Here is an 11,988-nt window from a genome sequence, read left to right as displayed (position 1 = left end):
ATCTGAGCAGCTCATTCGCTCGTGTTGGAGGCCATGGACAGGCTCCAGAAGTCGGCGTAGCGACCGCCGCGACGCAGCAACTCGTCGTGACTGCCCTCCTCCACGAACTGTCCGTCGTCGACGAAGACGACGCGGTCGGCGCGTCGGACGGTCCGCATCCGGTGCGCGACCATGACCACCGTCCGACCCGCCATCAGGCGTTCGATGCCGTCGTGGACGGCCGCCTCGTTCACCGGATCGAGGGCCGAGGTCACCTCGTCGAGCAGAACGATCGGCGCGTCCTTCAGCAGTGCCCGCGCGATCGAGACCCGCTGGCGCTCACCGCCGGACAGCGACGCGCCACCTTCGCCGACGTTCGCAGCCCATCCACCGGGCAGCCGCTCGACGACCTCGTCCAGCCGCGCGGCGGTCGCCGCCGCCCGCACCTCGGCGTCAGTGGCGTCGGGGCGACCGAGCCGTACGTTCTCCTCGATCGTGCCGTCGAAGAGGTAGACGTCCTGGAAGACGACGGCGATCTGTGCCATCAACACGCCGGAGTCGATCTGTCGCACGTCGACCCCGCCCACCCGCACCGCTCCCGACTCCACGTCGTAGAACCGGGCGATCAGCTGGAGCAGCGTGCTCTTGCCCGCGCCGGACGGACCGACGACGGCCAACCGCTGCCCCTGCGGCACCGACAGCGACACGCCCTCGAACACCGTGCGATCGCCGTGGCGGAACGTGACCGCGTCGAACTCCAGGTCGAACCGCTGCGGCTGGACCGGCTGGTCCGCTTCGGGCAGCGGCTCGGTGCGCAGCACCTTGTCGAGCCGGTCCAACTCGGCGCGGGCGGTGCGTAGCTTGCCGCCGATGTCGGACAGGGACAGCAGCGGGTCCGCACTCCGGGCGGCGAGCACCAGAATGGACAGAACCTCCGCGGCTCCGACGTCTCCGCCGAGCGCGAGATAGGTTCCCAGGACCAGTACGGTGGTGAAGACGGCCTGCACGATGAGCGTCAGACCCACTGCGCCGGGCAGCACCGACATCGTCTGGCGGCGGGAGGCCCGCTCCACGCCCTGCAGCGCGTCGTCGAGCAGACTGAAACGCTCGCCGCTTCGGCCACCGGCCCGCAGCACCGGCTGAGCCTGGAGGTACTCGATGACCCGGGCGCTCGCCTCGTTGTTGCGTGCGGCGTCGTCGGCGTCGTTGGCGGCCATCAGTCGCGCGGTCCATCGCTGAGTGATCACCACGAGCGGCGCCGCCACCAGCGCGGCCAGCCCGAGCTGCCAGTTGAACACCGTGATCACGGCAACGATCGTCAGCGGCGTCACGCAGGCGGAGATGAACGGCCCGAGCAGGTGCGCCGACACGCCCATCGCCGCGAGCAGACCGCGGCTGGCCATGACGGACACCTCGCCCACCCGGGCGGCGTTGTACCAGCCGATGGGCAACCGGGCCAGGTGTTCGCCGAGGCCGTGGTACATGCCCCGCAGCATCGTGGTGCCGACGCGCATGCCGGACAGGTCGCTGGTGTACCGCAGCACCGCGTAGACCGCGACGGAGATCCCGAACGCGATCAGCCACGGCCAGGCGTCCGACGGGGTGTCCCCGAACAGCGCCCGCAGCACGGGCACCAGCAGGGCGTAGAGCAGACCCTCCAGCACGGCGGTCACCGTCATCAGGGCGACCGTGCGACGCATCGGCTTGGCGTACTCGTCGCCGAGCACCCGCAACAACATTCTGATCATCGGGAAAGGTCTCCTTGCAGTACACCACCGCGGGATTCGCTGTCGTCGGCGGCCGCCGACTGCTGGGTCCGCCAGAACGCGGCGAACTTTCCATCCTGGGCGAGCAGGTCGGTCGGTCTGCCCTGCTCGACGACCGCCCCGTCCTCGAGCATCACGACAAGGTCGGCGTCGGCGATGGTCTCCAGGCGGTGGGCGATGACCAGGACGGTCCGGTCGCGCAGCGTCGCCAGGGTCTGCCGTACCGCCTGATCGGTCAGCGGGTCGGCGAAGGCGGTCGCCTCATCCAGTACCAGGACGGGCGTGTCGGCGGCCAGGGCACGCGCGATGGCGATGCGTTGCGCCTCGCCGCCGGAGAGCTTGACCTCCTCGCCGATCACGGTCTCGTAGCCGCGGGACAACGCGAGGACGCGATCGTGGATGTGCGCCAGTTGGGCGGCGCGCTTCACGTCCTCGGGGGCGGCGTGCGGAACCGCCAGCGCGATGTTGTCCGCGACCGACGTGCGCAGCAGCCGGACGTCCTGCAGGACGAAGGAGACTCGACGGTAGAGCTCCCTGCTGTCGATGTCGCGCAGGTCGACGCCGCCGAGGCGCACCGAACCGTCCGTCGGGTCGAAGAACCGGGGCAGCAGTTGCACAAGCGTGGACTTTCCGCTGCCGGACGGGCCGACCACCGCGGTGAGCGTGCCCGGTTCCAGCGTCAGGTCGATCCCGCGCAGGACCTCGGGGCCGTCGTCGTCGTAGCTGAACCGGACGTCACGCAGTTCCACCCGGTTGTCCTGCGGAGTGGCCGGGCGCGCGGGCTGCGGTAGCGCCCCCACCCCGAGGACCTCGCGGATGCGGCTCACCGCGCGGCCGGCGGCCTGCATGTCGTCGAAGCCGTGGCCGAGGGCCGCGACCGGAGCGGTCAGCCCCAACCCGAGCAGCAGGAAAGGCAGCAGGTCCACCGGTGCCATGTCGCCGGAGGTGATCCGCACCGTGCCGCCGATCAGCACCACCAGCAGCACGAAGGGCGGCGACAGCGCCAACTGCATGCCGGCGGCGACGGCGGAGACGCCGCGTACCCAGCGGGTGAAGATGTCGACGAACTCGTCGGCGGCGGTGAGGAACTTGCGGTGGGCGCGCTCGGAGCCGCCGAACGCCTTGACCACGGCGATGCCCTGTACGAACTCGACGACGGAGGTGGCGATGCGGCCCATCGCCGCGTCGAAGTCCTGCTGCTCGCGGGTGCGCGCCGGAGTCATCAGCAGCGGGACGTGGGCGATGGCCAGCACCACCGGGATCAGGGTGATCAGGGTGAGCCGCCAGTCGATGGTCAGCAGGTAGACCAGCGACACCAACGGCACGACGAAGGCGGAGACCAACTCGCCGGGAGCATGGGCGATGAACGGGTGCACTGCGGCGACATCGTCACCGACCACCTTCGCCAGCTCACCGCTGCGGCGACGGGAGAGCCAGCCGATCGGAGCCTGCCCGAGGCTGCGGGCCAGCGCCCGACGCAGCGACAGCTGCACCTTGCCGTCGAGGACGTGGCCGAGCCCGGACGACGCGCCGGTGAACACCAGCCGGACGAACAGACCGATCGCACCGAGGATCACGAAGGTCCATACCCGATCGGAGTCGACCGGGCCGGACGACAGCAGGGCGCGCCCCAACTCGATCACCGCGAACAGCGGCGCCAGCCCGGCGACGGCGCCGATGACCTGCAGGACCACGACCGCCACGAAACTGGGGGCATGAGGGCGCAGCAACGGCCCCGTACTCACCGGCGGCCGTACCGTGGGAGTGCCTCCCGATGACGGCGTGGACTGCTCTCCTACCTCAACGGAGTGGGTCGCGCTCATCGCTCTCCCGTCCCTATTTTCAAACATGTTCGAGAATTACCTTACCCCGAACCCATCCGCCGAGCTACCGCGAACCGGCAGGCCGCGAATGAACAGAATGTGACTCACCCAGAGATCGGTCACGAGAACGTGGTGTTCGTTCGTGGTACGAAGGTGAGCGAGATGGTCACGGCGCGGTACCCGAAGATCATGCTGACCACCTGAGGCTGTCGTGTCAGGAAGGGCGGCGGTGTCCCGCCGCGTGCGCGCCGTGGAACGGCGTGCTGACGCCGTCGTACCGCAGGCGGAGCATCATGCCCTGGTCGGCGTGCGGCAGGTTGTGGCAGTGGTTCATCCAGATGCCCCGGTTCGTCGCCTGGAACACGACCTCCCACACCTCGCCGGGACGGACGTCGAAGGTGTCCATCCACAGCGGGCTGCCCGAGGACGGCTGGCCGTCGCGGGACAGGATCAGCACCGGATGGCCGTGCAGGTGCCAGGGATGGGTCTCCAGACTGCGGTTGACCACGGTGAATCGGACGACGTCGCCCTCGGCGACGAGCTGGTCCGGGATCGACGGGTGACCAAGCCCGTTGACGGTCTGCGCGAACGCGGGTCGTCCGTCGACCATGGCCAGCCCACGGTCGAGCACGAGGGTGAAATGCCGGTCCGCGGACGCGGTGCGCAATGGCACGGGGGTCGAGGTCCCGTAGGTCAACAGGTCCAGTTCCGGCCACCCGGCGGTGTCCTGCGCGGCCACCGCACCGTCGGGCGCGCCGGGATGAGGTCGTAGCCACACCGCGGCCACGCCGTCGACGAACAGCGCGACAGCGGTCTCCGGCATGGCGAACACCAGGTCGCGCCGCCCACCCGCGGCGACCCGCACCGCGGTCCGGCTCGTCTCACCGGGCCCGTGCAGGTCCCGACCGTCGACCGCGACCACCCGGAACGGGGTGCCCGCCAGCACGAAGCGACGCGGGTCGGAGTCGGTGTTGATCAGACGCAACCGGACCGTCGCGCCCGCCGCCGCGACATGCTCGACGCCCGCGACCGCCGCGCCGCCGCTGAACGTGTGCACGGGGACGACCACGTCGAGATCAGCGGGATCGGGATCCGCACGAGGGGTCACGACGAGCACGCCGTAGAGGCCGCGCCGCACGCCGACATGGGAGGCGTAGTGGGTGTGATACCAGTACGTCCCGACCTGCTCAGCACGGAACCGGTAGACGAAGGCGGCTCCGGGCGCCACCGCCGGTTGGCTGAGCCCCGGCACCCCGTCCTCCCCGCACGGCACGTCGTAGCCGTGCCAGTGCAGGGTCACCCCCTCGTCGATGTCCTGGTTGACCAGTTTCACTTCGAGGAGGTCACCCTGGGTCGCGCTGAGCTGCGGGCCGGGCGCCGCACCGTCGAAGGTCCAGGCGTCGATGTCCTTCCCGGACGGCAGACGCACGGCGGCCTTGCGGGCGGTCACCTCGTACGCCCGTCGAACGCCGCCCGGCGCGGGGGTGTCCGGCCCGCGCAGGTCGGCCACCGACACCAGCGACCCCCGGCTCGGGCCGGGCCCACCGCCGACGGTGTGTGTCGCGCCGGAGGACAGCACCGACAGGCCTGCGCCGGTGCCGGTCGCGCCGACCGCGGCCACACCACCGGCGACGCCGAGCAAGCCACGGCGGGACAGGCGCATCCCGGCGTTCGGGAACCCCTCCCCCGCGACGTCCGCGCCGGGTGCCGGAAGCGACCGCGCGGTCAGCCCGACGGCCGCCACCACCAGGCCGACCGTGATCAGCGCCGTCGGCAAGGTCAGCGGATACCCCCCGAGGTAGGTGACCACGAAGCCGGCCAACGCGGCGTACCCGGCGACGAACAGCGCGACGACGCCCACCCGTTCGCCACCGGATCGCCGGGGTGCTCCGGTACCCCCGGGCGAGCAGCATCGGTCCGGCGGTCACCACGGCGGCCACCGCGGCCACCGCAAGCAGCGGCATCCCCAGCAGCACCTTCTCCTGGACGAACCACCAGCCCCGTCCGGCCAGCACCGCCACCGACACGGCCTTGGCCAGGGTGAACACCAGTGCCGCGCCGAGCAGCACCAGGGCGGCTCTGGCGCGGCCCCGTACCGCGGTCACTGCGGAGGCGAGCCACGCGCCGGCGCCGAGCAGCGCCCAGGCGTGGTCCAGGATGGTCAGTGCCGCCGTGGTCATGACCGGGTCGCGTCGCTGAGCTCGGTGCGCTGCCAGGCGATCTGGCGAGCCTCCCGCACCACCCAGATGGTCGCCCCGACGATGATCAGCCCGTTGACGGCGTGTACGCCGAAGATGAGGTGACCCGTCTCGGAGCCCTCGCCGAAGGACCTGGCGACCTCGCGGATCAGCGACTGGATGAGCACCAGCCCGGCCACCAGGGCCGTCCTGCCGATGACCCGGCCGGGCATCCGGGCCACCGCGCAGACGACCGCGAGCACCACAGCGGAGAAGAGGATCAAATACCCGAGGAAGCGGTGGGGAGAGAACGCCTCCTCGATCGGCGCGGAGTCGAACGCTCCGCTGGCGGCGAGATAGAACTGTGCGACCTCGGCGAGCAGCAACAGTGACGCCAGGCCCGCGAAGAGCTTCTTCATGGCACCGATCCTGGTGCCGGGGCCACCTGTCGCGCATGGCACGAGGCGTGGCTCCTACTACGCGGATCCGCGTAGCTGGAGACGGTCCGGGTACGTCGCAGGGCGTAGTCGGCCGCGCACCGGAGAGTGCGACAGGTGTCGTAGGATCGCGGCATGGACCTGCGGCTGATGCCGGAACGACTACGGGCCTGGCTCGGCCGTCGGCCTGCCTGGTTCGCCGACGTCCTGTTGGCTCTGTTCGTCACGGTGGTTCAGGTCCAGAGTGTCAGTGAGCACGGTGCCGTCCTTCCCGAGCCGATCGGCCGTCCCGCCTCGGATTTCGGGTACGCCGGCTACGCCCTGGTGGTGTTGAGTGGCGTGGCCGTCGTCGCCCGACGCCGGTGGCCGGTTGCCGTGTTCGCGGTCACCGGAGCGGCCAGCCTGGTCTACTTCGGCCTCGGGTTCCCCGACCGGATGTCCTGCCTCGGTCTGTTCGTCGCCCTGTACACCCTCGCCGCCTACGGCGACGGGCGGCGGTCACTGCTGATAGCGGGCACGGGCACCGCGGTGCTGGCCGCCGGTTGGTTGGTCGCCGGGGCGGACGTCCAGCCGAGTGAAGCCCTGGGCTGGGTGCTCTTCCGGATCGGGGCGTCGGTCATCAGCATCACGCTCGGCGAGTCCGTCCGGTCCCGCAGGGTCATCGCCGCCGACGCGCAACGACGGGCCGAGATGGCCGAGCGCGCCCGCGAGGAGGAGACCCGGGCGCGGGTCGACGCCGAACGGTTACGGATCGCCCGCGAGGTCCATGACACTGTCGCCCACGCCATCGCCATCATCAACGTGCAGGCCAGCGTCACGGCGCACGTGCTCGACAAGCGGCCGGCTCAGGCCCGCGACGCGTTGCGGGCCATCGAGCAGACCAGCTCCCGGGCGCTGCACGAGATGCGCGCGGTGCTCGGCGTCCTGCGTGAGGACGACGGGCGCGAACCTCACCCGGGTCTCGACCAGGTCGACGCGCTCGCCGGTAAGGCCCGCGAGGCCGGCCTGGAGGTCACCATCGAGCAGAGCCCGGCCGTGGCGTCGCTGCCGAGCGCGGTGGACAGCGCGGCCTACCGCATCGTCCAGGAGTCGATCACCAACGTGATCCGCCATGTCGGGCCGACCCGGGTGGCCGTGACGATCGAGACCGCGTCCGACGCGCTCCGCATCCAGGTGATCGACGAGGGTGTCCGGGACCCCGTGCTGGTCGCGGTGGGTGCGGGTGGTCCACAGTCGAGCGGCCGTGGGATCGTCGGCATGCGGGAGCGCTGCCAACTGCTCGGCGGGGAACTGCACGCCACGGCACGTCCCGGTGGCGGCTTCGAGGTCGTCGCCCGCCTGCCGCTCGCGCCGGTTGCGTCCCTCCGGTGACCGCCGTGTCCATCAAGGTGCTGCTCGCCGACGACGAGCGACTGGTCCGCTCTGGTTTCCGGCTGCTGCTAGACCTTGAGGACGACATCACCGTGGTGGGCGAGGCCACCAACGGCGCCGAGGCCGTCGAACTGGCTCGTGCCACCCGACCCGACGTCGTCCTGATGGACATCCGCATGCCGCGACTGGACGGCATCCGCGCCGCGGCGCAGATCGTCGAGATGCCCGGAATGGACCAGGTCCGCATTCTCATCCTGACCACCTACGACACCGACGAGAACGTGTTCGAGGCCCTTCAGGCGGGCGCGAGTGGTTTCCTGCTCAAGGATGCCGGCCCTGCCGAGCTGCTGCACGCCATCCGGGTCATCGCCGCCGGAGACGCGCTGCTCGCCCCCCGGGTCACCCGCAGGCTCATCAGTCAGTTCACCGCGCGGCGTAAGGCGGCGCAGGCCGGCGAGGACCGACTCGCCATGCTCACCGATCGCGAGCGTGAGGTGCTCGCGCTTGTCGCGCAGGGGTTGAGCAACGACGAGATTGGGGCCGTCCTGTTCCTCAGCCCGGCCACCGCCCGCACCCACGTCAGCCGCACCATGGGCAAGCTGGGTGCCCGGGACCGCGCGCAACTGGTGGCGATCGCCTACCAGACCGGTCTGGGCCAGTACACCGAGCAGCACTGATCCGGTCCCGCGTCGCGTCGGAAAGGAACCGGCAAGAGTCCACACGGGAGCGTGCTCGGCCTGCCACCATCGGGCCATGAGCGAGCCCACCCTCGTGCCCGGTCCCTGGGCCTGGTCGATCCGGCCACCTTCGTCGACAACGACGTGCACGTGTTCTGGCGGGACGTGCGGACGGAGCGCCCGGTCTACTGGCATCCTGCCACCGACAGCGTGTCGGCGGTCGTCGGGCGGGCTCCTTCGACTTCGCCGCCGAGGTGGCCGAGGAGCGGCGGAGCAAGCCGGGCGACGACGTGCTCAGCATGCTCGCGAGCGCCGAGGTGGACGGGGTCGCGCTGACCGTCGAGGAGGTCGCGGTCAACTGCTACAGCCTGATCCTCGGCGGCGACGAGACGTGCCGGATCTCCGTCATCTGTGCCGTGTACGTCCGACTGGTGTGGCGAGACCGAGGCGCTACGCCGCCTTGTCGACGTCCGGTCAGGGGCGTCGAGACGGCGACAGACGATCCGGCACGCGCATCCGCCACGCGTCGGTGATCAGTTCGTCGAGCCGCTCGACGGTGACCTCGGCCAGACGCACCATGATCAGCGGAAGCCCGTCGTAGGCGGGGGTGGTGAAGAACAGCGGCGGCTCGCCGAGGAGCAGCGCCTGTTTCTCGGCCTCGTCGCCGACGTACAACACGGCGATGTCGGTGCGGATGACGCGCGGCTTGCCCGGCCGGCGTTCGGGATAGGACCAGACGAAGCCCTTGTCCGCGACCCGGAAGTCGAAGCCGTCGCTGTCGATCTCCACGGCGTGCGGTAGCGCCAGGGCCAGCCGGCGTACGTCGGAGGCGTCAGCCATCGCCTCTCCCTGGGATCACCGATCGCGACATGCCGAGAGGCTAGCCGCCCGCTCCGACATCGACGCCGCATCGGGCGTCTCGCGCACCCGCGAGAGGTCTCCGTTCGTCGGGTGCCGACAGTCCTGCCCGGTGCCAGGCGCGCACAGAATCAAGCGACCGGTCGCGGGCGAGCCCGATGGCGCGGGCCCACCCACGGCCGTGGCGCGACCACCAGCCGATCGTCAATCCGTCGCGGACGGCGTCAGCGCGGCCAGTCGGCGGGAGACGAGCAGAAGCACGTAGCCGATGATGGCGAGGATCAGTCCGAGGCCCATGGCCAGGGCGGCCACCCCGAAGGACACCACAGAGGTGAAGAGGGACGCCCGCAGGAAGGACCCGGTCATCACGACCTGCCGCGTCGGGTCCTCCCGGTCGAGTTCAGCGTACGTCCGGCCACCGCTGGCCTCCAGCGCGTGCCGCTCGATGACCTCGGCCTCGGCGTACGCGGTGAGGGGACCGTCGATCTTCTCACCGGCGAACCACTTCGCGTCCTCCGAAACCGTGATTCGCTCGTCGGCAAGCTGCCGCTGCACCGTCAGCCACGTCGCGCCACCGGCCACCGACATGACCAGGCCAGCCACGATCACCAGCACCGACAGGACCCGGACGACACCGCCGGGCGTCGTCGACCTGACCGCGCTGGCGTCGGTCGTCTTCGTCACGACTTCTCCCTTCTTGGTCGCAGCAGCCGGCACGTCTGCGGATGCGGCTGCCCCAGGGTGGGGACGATGATCAGTATCGACGTACCGCGTTGCGCGCACACCCCCCGACCGGCAGGCAGGCCATTGAACGGACCGAGGGGGTGACCGGGAGCATCCTCCGCACCGGAGGCGTCCGCGGTGCGACCGGCACAGCAGTAAGGGTTCTCCGCTGCTGCGGGAGGGTGGTGGCTCGGCGGGCCGTCGTGCCAGCTCGGGGTCGGTGTCCGGAGCGCGCGATGTCCAGGAACGTGCACCGGGCCGCCGACCTTTCCGGGACGCCGTATCAGCGGGACAGGGCCTTCTCCAGGTCCGCCTTCGACATCGACGAGCGGCCCTTGACGCCACGCTTCTTCGCCTCGTTGTACAGCTGTTCCTTGGTGCGCCCACCAGCGCCACGGTGCGAACGCTTGCCACCCCGGTGGCCGGACGAGACGTCGTCGACCGAGGATCGGCTCGCGGTCCGCGCCTCACCGGATCGGGCCCGCTCCTTGTTGACCGTACGGGCCGCGATCTCCTCGGCCCGGCTGGTGGCCACGCCACGCTTCTTGGCGCTGGCCTTGATGTGCTCGTACTGCCGTTCTCTCTTCGGGCTGGATCCCGCAGGCATGGAATGCCTCCCTCCACCGACAGTGTTCAGTGGTCAGGTGCCCCACTGCCGGCGACCGAAACACCCGGCGCGCGAACCGGCCCCGCAACCGGGGGCGGCGGGGCGAACGGTGTCCGCCCCGCCGCCCGGGATGCCGGTGACTCAGGAGGTGAACTTGTCCAGCGCCACCTCGATGGCACCGCTGTCCGGCTGGGCGTACGCCCGCATGGTCTCCTTGTTGTAGGAGATGAAGCTCGGGCACCGCACCGCCGGGGCGTTGACCCGGCCGCCCTCACCGATCTTCTCGCCGGTCTTGGCGGCGTAGAAGGTCAGCGTGTAGCGCGAGGAGACGTAGTCGACGCTTACCTGCTTGTCGTCGCGGTCCTTGTACTGGCACTTGCGGGGCGTGCCCTCGCTGCCCTGCTCGAAGGTGAGGCAGCCGACGACGGAGACCGATGCCCACTCGGCGGTCTTGGCGTAGTACGGCTTGTCGAAGCCGACCGACTTGCTCAGCCAGGACTGCGGACGCTCCGGGGAGTTGGCGAACGTGTAGACCTTGGTGCCCTTCGCCCCGCTGTAGGGCGCGGCGTTGAGGATCGGGCTGCCTTCGCACACGGCGGACATGTCGCTGGAGTTACGGGCGGTGACCGCGTTGTTGTTGTCCGGCTGCTCCTCTGCCGGCGGAACGATCGACGGCGCGCCGGTCGGGGCACCGGGCGCGACGCTCTGCGGGCCCGCGACCGGCTCCCCCTCGTCGTCGTCGGCCAGCACGAAGAAGCCGATGACGCCACCGCAGGCGACGAGCACCGCCATCACGACGGCACCGATTCCCAGACCGAGCCAGAGGCCCTTGTTCGAGGACTTCGTCGGCTGCGTCCCGTAGGGCGGGGGTGGAGGCGGCACCGGCGCCCCGTACGGCGAGGGGTAGCCGGCCGGGGTGACCGGCGAGCCCGGCGGACCGACCGGGGAGCCGGGTGGTGTGCCCCAGGGGGCGGCGTTCGGATCCGGCTGTTGCCCACCGTACGGAGGGTGGCTGTCACTCATCTGATGCCCTTGTCAAAGTCGAGAGGTTACCTTGCCGATGATCACAGTCAGGGTAGTGAGCAGCGCAAGTCCGGACGCCATCGACTCCCCGACCACCCGGAGGACGGACGTCGCGCGCGGGTCACCGGTGTGCCGGCGTCGCGCGGCGGGTACCTGTCGGGCACCGGAGAGGAGGACGAGATGACGACCGACCCGAGGTACACGCCGATCGCGCTGACCGGGACCGGCAAGCTGATCGACGACGATGGCGACACCGGCGCCGAGTTGGTCGGCGCGGACGACGCGGCGGCCGATGCCGTACGAACCGGAGCCGACATCGATCTGACCGCAGCAGGACGGGACACCGATCCGACTCCCGTCGGGGCCGCCGACGCCGAAGCCGACCGGCGACGGGCCGCCGGCGAGGATTGAGCCAGACCTGCCCCGAACTGTGGCCCCGGGACGACGTCCCGGGGCCACAGTTGATCCAGGGCTTCGACGTATCGAAATATTGCGTCATCGTTTCGAAGCATCGTAGGCTGCCGTGGGAGCGCTCCCGGAATCCTCG

Annotated in this window: 12 protein-coding genes; 4 read left to right on the top strand and 8 right to left on the bottom strand. The window is 70.5% G+C overall.

From position 1 onward, the window contains the following. Window positions 1-11 precede the first annotated feature (11 nt). The 3 genes from ACFY2A_RS19415 to ACFY2A_RS19405 form a co-directional block, all read right to left on the bottom strand. Entirely contained in the window at window positions 12-1,727 is a 1,716-nt protein-coding gene (locus tag ACFY2A_RS19415) for an ABC transporter ATP-binding protein (RefSeq protein WP_387173292.1), read from the bottom strand. Beyond that, on the bottom strand, window positions 1,724-3,439 hold the full coding sequence (locus ACFY2A_RS19410) for an ABC transporter ATP-binding protein (protein WP_387173290.1): 1,716 nt from the start codon (window positions 3,437-3,439) through the stop codon (window positions 1,724-1,726). The genes ACFY2A_RS19415 and ACFY2A_RS19410 overlap by 4 nt, the downstream gene beginning before the upstream one ends. A gap of 343 nt (window positions 3,440-3,782) precedes the next feature. Continuing rightward, window positions 3,783-5,429 carry a multicopper oxidase family protein gene (locus tag ACFY2A_RS19405; RefSeq protein ID WP_387173288.1) on the bottom strand — a complete coding sequence of 549 codons (1,647 nt, stop codon included), beginning with the start codon at window positions 5,427-5,429 and terminating at the stop codon, window positions 3,783-3,785. A gap of 23 nt (window positions 5,430-5,452) precedes the next feature. On the opposite strand from ACFY2A_RS19405, the gene ACFY2A_RS19400 reads away from it, so the two are divergent. Next, window positions 5,453-5,767 (top strand): hypothetical protein, encoded by a 315-nt coding sequence (locus ACFY2A_RS19400; protein ID WP_387173286.1) that lies wholly within the window; start codon window positions 5,453-5,455, stop codon window positions 5,765-5,767. Here the strand turns inward: ACFY2A_RS19400 and ACFY2A_RS19395 are convergent. Then, window positions 5,745-6,164 carry a DUF6220 domain-containing protein gene (locus ACFY2A_RS19395; protein WP_387173284.1) on the bottom strand — a complete coding sequence of 140 codons (420 nt, stop codon included), beginning with the start codon at window positions 6,162-6,164 and terminating at the stop codon, window positions 5,745-5,747. The two genes, ACFY2A_RS19400 and ACFY2A_RS19395, sit on opposite strands and share 23 nt — an antisense overlap. Window positions 6,165-6,317: 153 nt before the next feature. On the opposite strand from ACFY2A_RS19395, the gene ACFY2A_RS19390 reads away from it, so the two are divergent. Continuing rightward, on the top strand, window positions 6,318-7,553 hold the full coding sequence (locus ACFY2A_RS19390) for a sensor histidine kinase (RefSeq protein WP_387173282.1): 1,236 nt from the start codon (window positions 6,318-6,320) through the stop codon (window positions 7,551-7,553). Between the two features lie 5 nt (window positions 7,554-7,558). Then, a complete protein-coding gene (locus ACFY2A_RS19385) occupies window positions 7,559-8,230 on the top strand; it encodes a response regulator (protein WP_387173411.1) in 672 nt (223 codons plus the stop codon). Window positions 8,231-8,704: 474 nt separating this feature from the next. On the opposite strand, the gene ACFY2A_RS19380 is transcribed toward ACFY2A_RS19385, so the two are convergent. From ACFY2A_RS19380 to ACFY2A_RS19365, 4 genes are all read right to left on the bottom strand, one after another. Next, entirely contained in the window at window positions 8,705-9,070 is a 366-nt protein-coding gene (locus ACFY2A_RS19380; protein WP_387173280.1) for an MmcQ/YjbR family DNA-binding protein, read from the bottom strand. A 222-nt stretch (window positions 9,071-9,292) separates the two neighbouring features. Beyond that, a complete protein-coding gene (locus ACFY2A_RS19375; protein WP_387173278.1) occupies window positions 9,293-9,772 on the bottom strand; it encodes an aromatic ring-opening dioxygenase LigA in 480 nt (159 codons plus the stop codon). Between the two features lie 322 nt (window positions 9,773-10,094). Next, window positions 10,095-10,418: a plasmid stabilization protein gene (locus tag ACFY2A_RS19370; RefSeq protein WP_363925313.1), complete on the bottom strand. Its 324-nt coding sequence runs from the start codon at window positions 10,416-10,418 to the stop codon at window positions 10,095-10,097. Window positions 10,419-10,559: 141 nt separating this feature from the next. Beyond that, window positions 10,560-11,441 carry a hypothetical protein gene (locus ACFY2A_RS19365; protein ID WP_387173276.1) on the bottom strand — a complete coding sequence of 294 codons (882 nt, stop codon included), beginning with the start codon at window positions 11,439-11,441 and terminating at the stop codon, window positions 10,560-10,562. A 180-nt stretch (window positions 11,442-11,621) separates the two neighbouring features. Here ACFY2A_RS19365 and ACFY2A_RS19360 point away from each other — a divergent pair, with 180 nt between their 5' ends. Then, window positions 11,622-11,852: a hypothetical protein gene (locus tag ACFY2A_RS19360; RefSeq protein ID WP_387173274.1), complete on the top strand. Its 231-nt coding sequence runs from the start codon at window positions 11,622-11,624 to the stop codon at window positions 11,850-11,852. Window positions 11,853-11,988 lie beyond the last annotated feature (136 nt).

Origin of the sequence: Micromonospora sp. NPDC000442 (genome assembly GCF_042898635.1) — a bacterium.
Classification (GTDB): Bacteria; Actinomycetota; Actinomycetes; order Mycobacteriales; family Micromonosporaceae; genus Micromonospora.
Note: the sequence above shows the minus strand (reverse complement) of the source record. Positions and strands in the feature narration are given on the sequence as shown.